The sequence below is a fragment of the Cupriavidus sp. Agwp_2 genome (assembly GCF_040784895.1).
Lineage (GTDB): Bacteria > Pseudomonadota > Gammaproteobacteria > Burkholderiales > Burkholderiaceae > Cupriavidus.
The window spans coordinates 185,678-199,074 of sequence record NZ_CP088083.1; the positions used below are offsets into that span (position 1 = coordinate 185,678).

Consider the following 13,397-nt stretch of genomic DNA (forward strand, 5'->3'; position numbering starts at 1 on the left):
GTAGGCAGCTATCGAACGACCGTTCTATTTGCGCCCTCGCCATGACTGCTTCCGCCGCTTCCCTGTCCGCCACCGCTCCCGTCGCGCTGCATGCGTTCGACGAGGCCATCGCCCTGGAGGCCGCTGGCGAGAACCGTTTCCTGGGCCGCACCACGCCGGCCTACTGGAACATGATCGGCCCGTTCGGCGGCATCACCGCCGCCACGCTGCTGCAGGCGGCGCTGCTGCACCCGCAGCGGCTGGGCGACCCGATCGCGCTGTCGGTCAACTTTGCCGGCCCGATCGCCGAAGGCCCGTTCGAGATCGAGGCACTGCCGGTGCGGACCAACCGCTCGACCCAGCACTGGAACCTGACGCTGCGCCAGGGCGATTCCGTGGCCACCACAGCCACCGCGGTGTTCGCGGTGCGCCGAGAGACCTGGGCCTGCGGCGAGGCGGTGATGCCCGAGGTGCCGGCCGCGGACACGCTGCCGGCGATGGGCGGCTTCGCGCCGGTGCGCTGGCTCAAGTCCTATGACATGCGCCCGGTGCGCGGCGCCAAGCCGACCGCCGAGGCCGGCACCGAGCACCCCGACAGCCTGACCCAGTTCTGGCTGCGCGATGCGCCGGCGCGCACGCCGGACTTTGCCGCGTTGGCGTCATGGGCGGACAGCTTCTATCCGCGCATCTTCCTCAAGCGCGCGGGCTTCGTGCCGGCCGGCACGGTGTCGATGACCACGTATTTCCACGCCGATGCGCCCACGCTGGCGGCGCTGGGCGACAGCCACGTGCTGGCGAGCGCGCAGGCGCAGGTGTTCCAGCAGGGGTACTTCGACCAGCGCGCGCAACTGTGGAGCCCGGCTGGCCAGTTGCTGGCCAGCTCGCACCAGATCGTCTACTACAAGGAATAAGAAGGGGCGGGCTCAGGCGATCGCTTCGCGCGCCTGGGCCTCGTAGCGGTGCACGGTATTGCGCATGGCCCAGAGCAGCATCACGCCGGGCAGCGCCACCACCACGGTGCCAAGGTAGAACGGCGCCCAGCCCCAGGCCTCGACCATATAGCCCGAGGTCGGCCCCACATAGACCCGGCCCACCGACGCCAGCGCCGACAGCAGCGCGTACTGCGTGGCCGAGAACGAGCGGTTGCACAGCGTCATCAGCAGCGCCACGAAGGCCGCGGTGCCCATGCCGCCGCACAGGTTTTCCACCGCGATGGTCGCGCCCATGGTCCACAGGTGCGGCGGCGTCACGGCGAGGATCCAGTAGCCCAGGTTCGATACCGCCTGCAGCACGCCGAATACCATCAGCGAACGGTACAGCCCCAGCCGCACCATCAGCGTGCCGCCGAACAGCGCGCCGATGATGGTCGCTGCCAGCCCCAGCGTCTTGTTCACGATGCCCACCTCGCCCGCCGAGAAACCCACGCCGCGGATCAGGAAGGTGGTCGACAGGCTGCCGGCAAAGGCGTCGCCCAGCTTGTACAGCACGATCAGCAGCAGCAGCCACCACGCGCCTGGCCGCGCGAAGAAATCGCGCAGCGGGCCGAGCACCGCCTCCTCCAGCGAGCGTGGCGCGCGCGAGGGCACGTCGGGCTCGGGCGCCCACAGCAGCGTGAGGATGCCCACGGCCATCAGCGCCGCCATCAGCAGGTAAGTCTGCTGCCAGCCCAGCACGCGGTCAGCCAGCCACAGCGCCAGGCCGCCGGAGACCAGCATCGCCAGCCGGTAGCCCAGCACCTTGACCGCCGCGCCGGCGCCGCGCTCGGCCGGGCGCAGCACGTCGGTGCTGTAGGCGTCGAAGACAATGTCCTGCGAGGCCGACAGGAAGGCCACCAGCGTGGCCAGTGCCGCCAGCGTCCACAACGCCTCGCGCGGGGGGCAGAATGCCATCGCGGCGATGCCCGCCACCAGCCCCAGCTGCGTCACCAGCAGCCAGCCGCGGCGCCGGCCCAGCAGCGGCGGCGTGTAGCGGTCCATCAGCGGCGCCCACAGGAACTTGAAGATATAGGCCTGGCCTACCAGCGAGAAAAAGCCGATGGTCTTGATATCCAGGCCCTCGACCGTCATCCAGGCCTGCAGCGTGCCGGAGGTCAGCGCCAGCGGCAGCCCGGAAGCGAAGCCCAGGGTCAGCATGGCGCCGATGCGGCGGTTGCGGAAGATGTCGAGGTAGGCCTGGAAAGTCATGGATGCGCGGGGGGTGGAGCGCCGCGCGGCTGCGCGGGCGCCGTGTATTATTGCATCACCTGTTTGCCGCCCCGCCACTTGCGCTGCGGCGGCGTTGCCGCGGATCGCTCCGGTCCGCCGCTACGATCCCTCCACTGCGCCCGAGGAACCGCAAATGCTCCGCCCCCAGCATCGTGTCCAGCGTCCGATTCGTGTCCGGCTTGCCCGCGCACTCGCGCTGGCGGCGGCGTTGCTGGTCTGGTCGGGGGTGCCCGCCCAGGCGCAGGAAGCCGAACCGGGCGGCATCAAGATCCAGCGCGGCGGCTCGGCCGTGCGCAACATCGTGCCGGCCGAGGCGATCGAGCAGCAGGCCGCGCAGGAGTACGAGCAGCTCAAGCAGGAAGCCATCGCCAAGCGCGCGCTGGCCAGCGACGACAACCCGCAGCTCAGGCGGCTGCGCGCGATCGGCAAGCGGCTGCTGCCGCAGACCGTGCGCTGGAACGAACGCGCGCGCAACTGGCCTTGGGAGATCAACCTGATCGGCTCGAAGCAGGTCAATGCGTTCTGCATGCCGGGAGGCAAGATCGCGATCTACACCGGCCTGCTCGACCAGCTCAAACTGACCGACGACGAGATCGCGATGGTGATGGGCCACGAGATCGCGCACGCGCTGCAGGAGCATGCGCGCGAGCGCGCGGCCAAGTCCGAGATCACCAATCTCGGCGCCAATGTGATTTCGCAGCTGTTCGGCTTCGGCAACCTCGGCAACATGGCGCTCGGCACCGGCGCACACCTGCTGACGCTGCGCTTCTCGCGCGCCGACGAGACCGAGGCCGACCTGATTGGCATGGATATCGCCGCGCGCGCCGGCTTCGATCCGCGCGCCGCGGTGTCGCTGTGGCAGAAGATGGGCAAGATGTCGCAATCGGGCACTGAATTCCTGTCGACGCACCCGTCCGGGCGCAGCCGCATTGCCGACCTGGAAAAGCACATGCCCGAGGTGCTGCCGCTTTACGCACGCGCGATCAATACCCCGGTCGACAGGCTGCCGCCGTACCGCGCCAATATGGCGGGACTGGGCGATGCGCCGGTCGACGCGGGCGACGACGACCGAAGCAAGCCGCTGAAGCGCTAGCCGCTGCTCCTGGCGCCTGCGCCTGGCGACAGTAACCAGGGCGGCCACCGGATCGAAGGACAATGCGACAACCGTCTGGGGAAGGGGAACCCGCATGAACCTGAACCGCATGAGCCCGTCGGAGCAACGGGCCGCCTATATGCTGATCTTCGCGGGCTGCGAGGCCGAGCCCGACCGCTTTACCAGCGACCTGCCGGTCAGCTCGGAAGTCTGGCTGCTGTATGCGTCGGGAGAATCGTTCGAGGTGCCGCGCGGGCTGTTGCTGACCCCGCACCACGCCGCCGGCATTGCCGCCCTGCGCACGGCGGTTCTGCGGCGCCTGCCGGCGCTGGCCGAGCCGGCATCGGCTGCAACCGGCCAGCGCTTTCTAGCGGCCAATGAATCGTACCTGCTGGCGCAAATCGATTTCTTCGACATGCTCCGGCTGCTGCCGCTGACGGCCTGGTGGCACCGGCAGGTTCGGCTGCCGATGGCCGGCGTCAGGTGGTCGGCCGCCGCCCGCCACGCGCTCGAGCACAGCCTGACCGGCGATGCCTTTGTGCGCTGGCTGGGCGAGTCGGTGCTGGCACATGTCGGCAGCGAGGCGGCGCTGGCGAAGTTCAAGGATATCGGCTACACGGCGTCGCGGACGCGCTTCGGCGGGATCGCGGCACCGGCTGGCCAGGCGCTGGGGCAGTTGGTCAATGTTGCCGCGCAGTACGTCGCGCTGACGCTGCTGGGGCTGGACGACGACAGCTTCCCGCCCGGTGGCCTGACCCGGCGCGTCGCGCAGGCCAGCCGACAGGTGCTCGAAACCTTGTGGGCCTGCCTGCAGGACGACCATGCGGCGCTACCAACGGCATTGGCCGAGGCGTCGGGAGCGTTGGAGGGTGTTGCCGCTGCGGCCGCGGCGCCGCTATGGCGCATCTCCGTCAACCGCCCGGCCGAGCACGCGGTGTTTGCCTCGCGCAAGACCGTGAAAGCGGATGCCGCCATCCGCGTGTTCGATACCGGCGGTCAGGGCGTGCGCTGGGCGGTGATCGATTCCGGCATCGATGCGCGCCATCCGGCTTTCTTCGATCCCGCCAGACTGGAAGGACCGTTGCCGGTCCGCGACGGCCTGATCGCGCCGCGCCTGTCACGCGTGGTCAGGACGCTGGATTTCACCCGCCTGTCGGCCATCACAAGCGGCCGCCTGCCGCCCATGCCCAAGGGCAAGCGCGGTCCCGGCGAGGCCGAGCTCAGGGAGCGCATCGCGGCGATCGCCGACGACCTGGCCAACGGGCGCATCATCGACTGGTCCGTGATCGAGCCGCTGCTGGAAATCAGCCAGGAAGACCCCGCGCAGTACGTGCCGCCGGGCGGCAGCCACGGCACGCATGTGGCTGGCATCATCGGCGCGGGCTGGCCGTCGTCGGCGTATCTGGCGCGCCCCGACCCCATGCCGCTGCCGCCCGAACTCGCCGAAGCTGGCGACGTCAGCGGCATCTGCCCGCGCATCGAACTACTGGATCTGCGCATCTTCGATGCGCAGGGCAGGGGCGACGAGTTCGGCATCCTGGGCGCGCTGCAATACGTGCGGTGGCTCAACCAGAGCCGCGACCGGCAAACCGTGCATGGCGTCAACCTCAGCGTGGCGCTGCGCCATGACGTGCGCAACTACGCCTGCGGCAGCACGCCGGTCTGCGTCGAGTGCGACCGGCTGGTGGCAAACGGCGTGATCGTGGTGGCAGCGGCGGGCAACTACGGCTACGACGAGGCATTCGCGGCTGCGCACATGGGGGCGGGCTTTCGCGGCCAGACCATCACCGATCCTGGCAACGCGCGCGCCGTGATCACGGTGGGCGCGACCCATCGTACCGATCCTTACCGCTACGGCATCTCTTACTTTTCCAGCCACGGTCCCACCGGCGATGGCCGCATCAAGCCCGACCTCGTCGCCCCCGGGGAGAAGATCACCTCCACCGTGCCCGGTGGCACGCTGGCGTCGATGGACGGCACCAGCATGGCGGCGCCGCATGTGTCCGGCGTGGCCGCGCTGCTGCTGTCGCGCAACAATGAGCTGATGGGCCAGCCAGAGAGCGTCAAGGCCATCCTGTGCGACGCGGCCACGGATCTTGGGCGCGAGCGCGCCTTCCAGGGTGCGGGACTGGTGGATGCGTTACGGGCGCTGCAGCGCGTGTAAGCCGCGCCCGTAAGCCGCGCCCGTAAGCCGCGCCCGTAAGCCGCGCCCGCCGTCAGCCAACAAAAAAGCCGGCAGTGCCGGCTTTCTTGTGTTTAGGAAGCAGCTTTATCAGGCCTGCAGCCCGGTGGCCTCGTCGGCGCCGACATGCACGTTCATGCATTGCACCGCCGCGCCGGCCGCGCCCTTGCCCAGGTTGTCCAGGCGCGCGACCAGGTTCAGGCGCTCGGGCGTGCCGAACACGAACAGGTCGACACGGTTGGTGTCATTGTTGGCCTGCACATCGAAGAAACCGTCGTCGAGGTTGTCGTCGCTGTTGTAAGGCATCACGCGCACGAACTGCTCGCCTTCATAGTGCTTGCGGTAGATGTCGACGATCTGCTCGGGGCTCACCTTGCGCGCCAGGCGATCCGCGAACACCGGCACCGTCACCGCCAGGCCCTTCAGGAAATTGCCGACGATCGGGTTGAAGATCGGGTCCGACGACAGGCCGCCCTGCACCCGCATCTCGGGCAGGTGCTTGTGCTGCAGCCCCAGTGCGTACTTGCGCGGGCTGTGCAGCTTCGGGTTACCGCCGGCCTCGAAGTCGGCAATCATCTTCTTGCCGCCGCCGCTGTAGCCGGTCAGCGAGAACGCCGACACCGGGTAGTCGCGCGGCATCACGCCGGCATCCACCAGCGGACGCACGGCCAGCACGAAGGCGCTGGCGTGGCACCCCGGCACCGCGATGCGCTTGCTGGCGCGGATCTTCTCGCGCTGGCCGCGCACCAGCTCCGGCAGGCCATAGGCCCAGCTGTCGGTGGTGCGGAACGCCGTGCTGGCGTCGATCACGCAAGTATTCGGGTTGGTCACCAGCGATACCGCCTCGCGCGAAGCCACGTCCGGCAGGCACAGGAAGGCGACGTCGGCGGCGTTCAGGAAGCGTGCTCGCTCGGCCGGATCCTTGCGCTTGTCATCGGCAATGCGCAGCAGTTCCACGTCGGAACGACCGGAAAGATAGTCAAGCAGCCGGAGACCGGTCGTGCCTTCCTGACCATCGACGAACACTTTGAAAACCATGGCGGACTCGCTCTATGAAATGCGGGGATACGCGGAGAAAACGCGTGAATGCGCGCGTGAATGCGGAACATCTCCTGCCGGGCAGGGGAGAACCTGCATTGTAGCGGGGATGGGGGTCGGTCGCAGGGGTTTGTACCGATTGGATTATTGCGATCTGCCTCTGGATCAGCGCAAAGCCGCCGGGATCTTCGGCGGCGGTGTCAATGCTGCTGAAGTTGCTCGACCGCCACCCGGCACTGCTCGTGCAGGTCCGGGCGGCCTGCTCGCCGCGCTCAGAGCGGAAAGTCGTAGTCGATTGACAGCGGCGCGTGGTCGCTGAACTTCTCGTCCTTGTAGATCGAGCACAGCTGCGCGGTGTCGGCGATCTTTGGCGTCGCCAGGTGGTAATCGATACGCCACCCCACGTTCTTGGCGTAAGCCTGCCCGCGGTTGCTCCACCACGTGTACTGGTCCGGACGCGGGTCGAGCTTGCGGAACACATCCACGTAGCCGTGAACATCGAACAACTCGCCGATCCAGGCGCGTTCTTCCGGCAGGAAGCCCGAGTTCTTCAGGTTGCCCTTCCAGTTCCTGATGTCGATTTCCTTGTGCGCGATGTTGACGTCACCGCATAGCACGATCTCGCGCCCGCTGGCCTTCAGCTGCAGCAGGTGGGGCAGGAAGGCCTCCATGAAGCGGAACTTGGCGAGCTGGCGTTCCTCGCCGCTCGAACCGGACGGCACGTACACCGAGATCACCGCGAGGTGCGGGTACTGCACTTCCACATAGCGGCCTTCGCCATCGAACTCGCTGTTGCCGAACCCGGTGATGACACGCTCAGGCTTGTGTCGGGTGTACAGGCCCACGCCGCTGTAGCCTTTCTTCTCCGCATAGTGGAAGAAGCCATGGTAGCCATGTGGCGCCAGGAACGCTTCGGTCATGTCGGCCGCCTGGGCCTTCAGTTCCTGCACGCAGACCATGTCCGCGTCCTGCTTGCCCATCCAGTCGAAAAAGCCCTTCTTGGACGCGGAGCGGATGCCGTTGAGGTTGGCGCTGATAATCCGTAACATTCGGGGAAATTTTGAATTCAGAGAGAAATGATGACGCAGCAGAACACGCCGGCCGCCTTGTCCGAGGGCATGCAGGGTACCGACCTGAGCCAGACCTTCATCCGCTTTGCGCTCGATGCCGGCGTCCTGTCGTTTGGCGAATTCGTCACAAAGGCCGGCCGCAAGTCGCCTTACTTCTTCAATGCAGGCCTGTTCAACCAGGGCGCGATGCTCGGCGAGGTGGCGCAATTCTATGCGAAAACCCTGCTGGCCTCGGGCGTGCAGTTCGACGTGCTGTTCGGGCCGGCCTACAAGGGCATCACGCTGGCCTCGGCAACCGCGGTGGCGCTGGCGGGCATGGGACGTGACGTCGGCTTCGCCTACAACCGCAAGGAAGCCAAGGACCATGGCGAAGGCGGCACGCTGGTCGGCGCCAGGCTGCAGGGCAAGGTCGTCATCGTCGACGACGTCATTTCCGCCGGCACCTCGGTGCGCGAATCGGTCAACCTGATCCGCGCCGCCGGCGCCGAGCCGGCCGCGGTGCTGATCGCGCTGGACCGCATGGAGAAGAGCGGGACGGCCGAGCAAGTCGGCACGCATTCGGCAGTGCAGGACGTGCAGCGCGAATTCGGCATCCCCGTGATCGCGATCGCCAGCCTGAAGGACCTGCTGGCCTACCTCGACGCGTCGCAGGACCAGTCGCTGGCAACTTCGCGCGAGGCCGTGTCGGCCTACCGCCAGCGCTACGGCGTCTGACGGCGCCTTGCGCCCGCGCGCGCTGACGCGCCGGGCGCTGCAACGATCCAGGGCAGGCGGAGTATCCATTCGGCAGGGGGCGTGGCGTGGCGGCAAAAGAGCGGCAGGAACGGGCAGGGCGGCAACCGGCATCGGCAGCAGCGAAGGAGACGGAACGGGAAGCGGCAAAGGCCATCGGCAACGGCAACGGCAACGGCGATTCGCTCGCCGAGCGCGGCGCGCAGGTGCGCCCGCGCAAGCCGGTGCGCCAGGACGCGAAGGCGCCCGACCGGCCGCCGCATGAAGCCTACGCCGTGCGCGCGCTGGTGCTGCAGGGCGGCGGTGCGCTCGGCGCCTACCAGGCCGGCGTGTACCAGGGCCTGGCCGAAGGCGGCATCTACCCGAACTGGGTCGCGGGCATTTCCATCGGCGCGCTCAATGCCGCGGTGATCGCCGGCAATCCGCCGGAGCGCCGCATCGAACAACTGCGCGCGTTCTGGGAACACATCTGCGCGCAGCCGTGGCTGCCCAGCCTGTCGCCCACCTGGCTGACCGATAGCGCCGAGAGCTGGCCCGAGCCGCTGCGCATCTGGTTCGATGGCCTGCACGCAGCGCGCGCGATGGTCGAAGGCCAGCGCGGTTTCTTCCAGCCGCGCAGCTGGCCGGAGCTGGTGACGCGCTTTGCCGATCCCACTCGCGCCAGCTTCTACGACACCTCGCCGCTGAAGGCGACGCTGGAGCGCTTCGCCGACTTCGACCTGATCAACCATCGCCCCGACCTGATGCGGGTCTCGGTAGGCGCGGTCAATGTACGCACCGGCAATTTCGCCTACTTCGACAACACCCGCGACAAGCTCTGCCCCGAGCATTTCATGGCCTCGGGCGCGCTGCCGCCGGGCTTTCCGGCGGTGGAGATCGACGGTGAGTACTATTGGGATGGCGGCCTGGTCTCCAACACCCCGCTGGCCGAGGTGCTGACCGCGCAGCCGCGTCGCGACGCGCTGATCTTCCAGGTCGACCTGTGGAGCGCGCGCGGCAAGCTGCCGCACGATCTGGTCGACGTCGCCGAGCGGCAGAAGGACATCCAGTATTCCAGCCGCACCCGGGCCATCACCGACTACATGCGCGAGCAGCAGAACATGCGCCGCATGCTCAACGAAGTGATGGCGCTGGTGCCGCAGTCCAAGCGCAACAGCGAGTGGTACCGCCGCGCCGCCGAGCAGGCCTGCGACGCGCGCCGCAACGTGATCCAGCTGATCTACCGCGACAAGTCATTCGAGAACCTGGCCAAGGACTACCAGTTCGGCCTGCTGACCATGAACGAGCACTGGAGCAGCGGCCTGGACGATATCCGCCAGACGCTGCGCCATCCGCACTGGCTGGCCATGCCCAGCCGCGAGCACCCGTTCGTCACGCACGACGTGCATCGCGGCAACGGCGGCTGAGCCCGGCCGCCATCCGTCGGCCAGGCGCGCTACTCGACCTTGACGTTCGCCAGTTCCGGCTTGGGCGGCGGGTAGGCGGGCTTCAGGTCCTCGAACACCTGCGTCAGGATCTCCGCCACCATCAGGTTGCGGTGCGTCTTGGAATCGGCCGGCACCACGTACCACGGGCATTCCGGCGTGCTGGTCGCCATGATCGCGGCCTCGTACGCATCCATGTAGGCCTTCCAGTACTTGCGCTCGGCGAGGTCGCCGGTGTCGAATTTCCAGTGCTTTTCCGGGTCTGCCAGCCGCGCCTCCAGCCGCGCCTTCTGCTCGTCGCGCGAAATATGCAGGAAGCATTTGACAATGGTGGTGCCGGTCTCGGTCAGCATTGCCTCGAAGTCCCGGATCTGGCGGAAGCGCCGTTCGGTTTCGGTATTGTCGATCCAGCCATGCACGCGCGTGACCAGCACGTCTTCATAGTGGCTGCGGTTGAACACCACGATCTCGCCGGCCCTGGGCACCTGAAGGTGGATGCGCCACAGGTAGTCGCGCGCCAGTTCAATGGGCGTAGGCGCCTTGAAGCCGACCACGCGGATGCCGAGCGGATCGAAGCTGCGGAACACGCCGCGCACCGTTCCGTCCTTGCCGCTGGTGTCCATGCCTTGCAGCACGACCAGCAGTTTGCGGCGGTGTTCGGCGTAGAAGATGTCCTGTTGTGCGTCCAGGCCCTCGCCCAGTTCGGCGATGCGGGCCAGGTCCTCGGCCTTGTTGCCGCTTGACAGCGGCTTGCTGCCGGGGGGGAAGTCGGCAAGGCGGAATCGCTTGCCCGTCGTGATGCGGAAATCGTCCAGCGGCATGGGCGCTCCATCGGTATGACCTGCAAGATCAGGGAATGGGCGCCCCGCGTGGGCCGGAATGGATGCGGGCGGTGTCGTGGGGCGCGCTGCCCCTATGGTCAGGCCGGCAGGGTCGCCAGGTCAATGGTGCCTTCGAACACCGTGGTCGCCGGGCCGGTCATGCGCACCGGTTCGGCGCCGCCGTCCCAGGCAATGCTCAGGTCGCCGCCGTGGGTATGCACCCTGACCGGCGAATCCAGCAGGCCGCGCCGGATGCCGGCGACCACGGCCGCGCAGGCGCCGGTGCCGCAGGCCAGCGTCTCGCCGGCGCCGCGCTCGTAGACGCGCAGGCGGATGGTGTTGCGGTCCTGCACCTGCATGAAGCCGGCATTGACGCGGTTGGGGAAGCTGGCGTGCTGCTCGATCACCGGGCCGTCCTGCAGCACCGGGAAGTTCTCGACGTCTTCGACCACCTGCACCGCGTGCGGGTTGCCCATCGACACGGCCGAGATCCAGGCGGTGCGGCCATTGACCTCCAGGCCGTAGGCCGTATCCACGCCTTCCGCCCGGGTCGGCAGGCCCTCGGCACGAAACGGCACCTGGGCTGGTTCCAGCTCGGGCGCGCCCATGTCGACGGTGACCTGGCCGTCGTCCTGCAGCGTCAGCGTAATCACGCCCTTCATCACCTCCACGCGCACCGAGCGCTTGTCGGTCATGCCCTTGTCGCTGACAAAACGCACGAAGCAGCGCGCGCCGTTGCCGCAATGCTCGACCTCGCTGCCGTCGGCATTGAAGATGCGGTAGCGGAAGTCGACATCGCCGCGCGACGGTTTCTCGACCACCAGCATCTGGTCGGCGCCCACGCCGAAATGCCGGCTGGCGAGCGCGCGCCACTGCGCGGGGGTCAGGTCGATCTGCTGGTGGATGCCGTCGAGCACGACAAAGTCGTTGCCGGCGCCATGCATCTTGGTGAACTGGAGTTTCATGGTGGGGATTGTAGCCGCGGGCCGCGCGAATTGCTGCCGCCCTCGGCCGGCGCTCAGTAGATATCGGGTTCGCCCGGCAGGCGGTGCTTGAAGCGCTTGTGCACCCAGTAGTACTCATGCACGCGCGGGCGGATGCAGTCCTCGAAGAAGGCGTTCATGCGGCGCGTGTCGTCGGTGACGCTTTCTCCGGGGTAGTTGTCCCAGGCAGGCAGGATGCGCAGCACGTAGCCCTGGTAGTCGGGCAGCATCTCGGTGTAGATCGGCACCACCTTGGCGCCGGTCAGGCGCGCCAGCCGCGACACCGAGGTCAGCGTCATCGCCTGCACGCCAAAGAACGGCACGAATTCCGAATCGCGTTCGCCGAAGTCCATGTCGGCGATCAGCTGCAGCGCTTCGCCCTTCTTCAGGCAGCGCAGGATATCGCGCGCGCTGTCGTTGCGCGAAATCATGTTGGCGCCGAAGCGGCCGCGCGCGTGCTTGAGGAAGCCATCGAACAGGTCGTTCTTCTGCCTGGTGTACAGCGAGGCGCCGGAACGCCCCACGTGCTCGCGCAGGTGGATGGTCAGCCGGATCGCGCCGGCCTCGACGCCCGACAGGTGCAGCGTGACCAGGATGTGCGGCGTGCCGTCCAGCGACACCAGGTCGGCCTGGTCGTCGATCTGGACCCAGCGGCGCATCTGCGCTTCGTTGCCGGTCCAGAAGATGCCGCGCTCGGCAAAGCTGCGGAACAGGGTGCGGAAGCTCTGGCGCGCCAGTTCGTCGATCTCGGCCTCGGTCTTGTCCGGAAAGCACAGGCGCAGGTTGGCCTGCACCACGCGGCGGCGTTCGCCGGGAACCAGGTAGAGCAGGCTGCCCAGCCCTTCGCCGAAGCGGGCGACGAACGGATATGGCAGCTTGCCCAGCACCGTCAGCAGGCCGATGCCGAGCCAGGTGAACACGCGGCTCATGACATCGATTGGTCGGTGCTCGGCTCGGTGCTGCGGCTGGGGGCTGCTGCGGGTCCCTTGTAGCGGCTGTATCCCCACAGGTACTGGGTGGGACACAGCCTTACCAGGGTCTCGACGGCCTGGTTGATCACCGCGGCCGCTTCGGCAGGGTCATCCGGCAGCATGGCGCCCTCGTTGAGCACGTGCAGGTGCGCGCGATAACCCGCGCCCTTCGGCAGCCGCTCCGCAAAGACCGCGACCACCGGCGCGCCGGTCAGCTGCTGCAGCCGGTGTACCAGCGCCATCGTGTAGGCCGGCTTGCCGAAGAACGGCGCCCAGTTGCCCTCGCCGCCGCTGGGTACCTGGTCCGGCAGGATACCCACCGCCTGGCCTCGCTTGAGCGCCTTGACCAGCATGCGCACGCCGCGCGGCGTGGCCGGCGCCATGTGCATATTGGGCCGGGTGCGCATCTTTTCGATCCAGTCGCGCAGCCAGGGCTGGTGTGGCGGCTTGAACAGTGCCGTGACCGGGCGCACCAGCGCGTGGGACTGCGGCAGCACTTCAAAGCAACCCAGGTGGGGCGTCAGGATGATCAGGCCCTTGCCGCGGGCCTGCAGCTGTTCCAGTGCCGGCCACATGTAGTCGTCGAAGCCATACAGCCGCGCGCCAATCTTCTTGCGGCTCCAGAAATAGGGCATCTCGATCATCATGCGCCCGGCGGAGCGGGCGGCTTCATCGAGCATCTCTTGCGTGGCGTCAGGGAACGCCAGGCGGAAATTTTCACTCAGGCGCTGGCCGTAGCGGCCGGGCAGCCGTGCTGCGAGTAGTCCAAGCGCGCCGCCTGCGGCATGCAGTACGCGCAGCGGGAAACGGGAGATCAGCCAGAAAAGAAAGGTCATCGGGCGTGGCTTGCAGTCCGGGCTGCAACAGGTCAAAACCGGCGTTTTTTCGGCGCGGTATTCA

At 67.7% G+C, this 13,397-nt stretch carries 12 protein-coding genes; 5 read left to right on the top strand and 7 right to left on the bottom strand.

Annotation, left to right across the window (positions count from 1 at the left end; translation table 11 throughout):
- Positions 1-41 precede the first annotated feature (41 nt).
- The gene (locus tag LPA45_RS00880) at positions 42-890 is read left to right on the top strand and encodes an acyl-CoA thioesterase (protein ID WP_367394773.1); all 849 of its coding nucleotides are present in this window, start codon (positions 42-44) and stop codon (positions 888-890) included.
- Positions 891-902: 12 nt separating this feature from the next.
- Here the strand turns inward: LPA45_RS00880 and LPA45_RS00885 are convergent, their stop codons facing one another.
- The gene (locus tag LPA45_RS00885; RefSeq protein WP_116316890.1) at positions 903-2,162 is read right to left on the bottom strand and encodes a muropeptide transporter; all 1,260 of its coding nucleotides are present in this window, start codon (positions 2,160-2,162) and stop codon (positions 903-905) included.
- A gap of 154 nt (positions 2,163-2,316) precedes the next feature.
- On the opposite strand from LPA45_RS00885, the gene LPA45_RS00890 reads away from it, so the two are divergent.
- Together LPA45_RS00890 and LPA45_RS00895 are read left to right on the top strand one after the other, a co-directional pair.
- Positions 2,317-3,276 (top strand): M48 family metallopeptidase, encoded by a 960-nt coding sequence (locus LPA45_RS00890; RefSeq protein ID WP_367394774.1) that lies wholly within the window; start codon positions 2,317-2,319, stop codon positions 3,274-3,276.
- 94 nt (positions 3,277-3,370) lie between these two features.
- Complete coding sequence (locus LPA45_RS00895) at positions 3,371-5,440, top strand: S8 family peptidase (protein WP_367394775.1); 2,070 nt, start codon at positions 3,371-3,373, stop codon at positions 5,438-5,440.
- 108 nt (positions 5,441-5,548) lie between these two features.
- Here the strand turns inward: LPA45_RS00895 and argC are convergent, their stop codons facing one another.
- Both argC and LPA45_RS00905 read right to left on the bottom strand, forming a co-directional pair.
- The gene (gene argC / locus LPA45_RS00900; protein ID WP_116316893.1) at positions 5,549-6,496 is read right to left on the bottom strand and encodes an N-acetyl-gamma-glutamyl-phosphate reductase; all 948 of its coding nucleotides are present in this window, start codon (positions 6,494-6,496) and stop codon (positions 5,549-5,551) included.
- Positions 6,497-6,768: 272 nt separating this feature from the next.
- Positions 6,769-7,545 carry an exodeoxyribonuclease III gene (locus LPA45_RS00905; protein ID WP_116316894.1) on the bottom strand — a complete coding sequence of 259 codons (777 nt, stop codon included), beginning with the start codon at positions 7,543-7,545 and terminating at the stop codon, positions 6,769-6,771.
- Positions 7,546-7,575: 30 nt separating this feature from the next.
- On the opposite strand from LPA45_RS00905, the gene pyrE reads away from it, so the two are divergent.
- Positions 7,576-8,280 carry an orotate phosphoribosyltransferase gene (gene pyrE, locus LPA45_RS00910; protein WP_376790652.1) on the top strand — a complete coding sequence of 235 codons (705 nt, stop codon included), beginning with the start codon at positions 7,576-7,578 and terminating at the stop codon, positions 8,278-8,280.
- Between the two features lie 86 nt (positions 8,281-8,366).
- Complete coding sequence (locus tag LPA45_RS00915; RefSeq protein ID WP_317924283.1) at positions 8,367-9,704, top strand: patatin-like phospholipase family protein; 1,338 nt, start codon at positions 8,367-8,369, stop codon at positions 9,702-9,704.
- 29 nt (positions 9,705-9,733) lie between these two features.
- On the opposite strand, the gene LPA45_RS00920 is transcribed toward LPA45_RS00915, so the two are convergent.
- From LPA45_RS00920 to LPA45_RS00935, 4 genes are all read right to left on the bottom strand, one after another.
- Positions 9,734-10,543, bottom strand: a complete 810-nt coding sequence (locus tag LPA45_RS00920; RefSeq protein WP_367394776.1) for a polyphosphate kinase 2 family protein — start codon at positions 10,541-10,543, stop codon at positions 9,734-9,736.
- Positions 10,544-10,641: 98 nt separating this feature from the next.
- Positions 10,642-11,508: a diaminopimelate epimerase gene (dapF, locus tag LPA45_RS00925; protein WP_116316898.1), complete on the bottom strand. Its 867-nt coding sequence runs from the start codon at positions 11,506-11,508 to the stop codon at positions 10,642-10,644.
- A gap of 53 nt (positions 11,509-11,561) precedes the next feature.
- The gene (locus tag LPA45_RS00930) at positions 11,562-12,455 is read right to left on the bottom strand and encodes a lipid A biosynthesis lauroyl acyltransferase (RefSeq protein WP_116316899.1); all 894 of its coding nucleotides are present in this window, start codon (positions 12,453-12,455) and stop codon (positions 11,562-11,564) included.
- Complete coding sequence (locus LPA45_RS00935) at positions 12,452-13,333, bottom strand: lysophospholipid acyltransferase family protein (RefSeq protein ID WP_317924286.1); 882 nt, start codon at positions 13,331-13,333, stop codon at positions 12,452-12,454. The genes LPA45_RS00930 and LPA45_RS00935 overlap by 4 nt, the downstream gene beginning before the upstream one ends.
- Between the last annotated feature and the right edge of the window lie 64 nt (positions 13,334-13,397).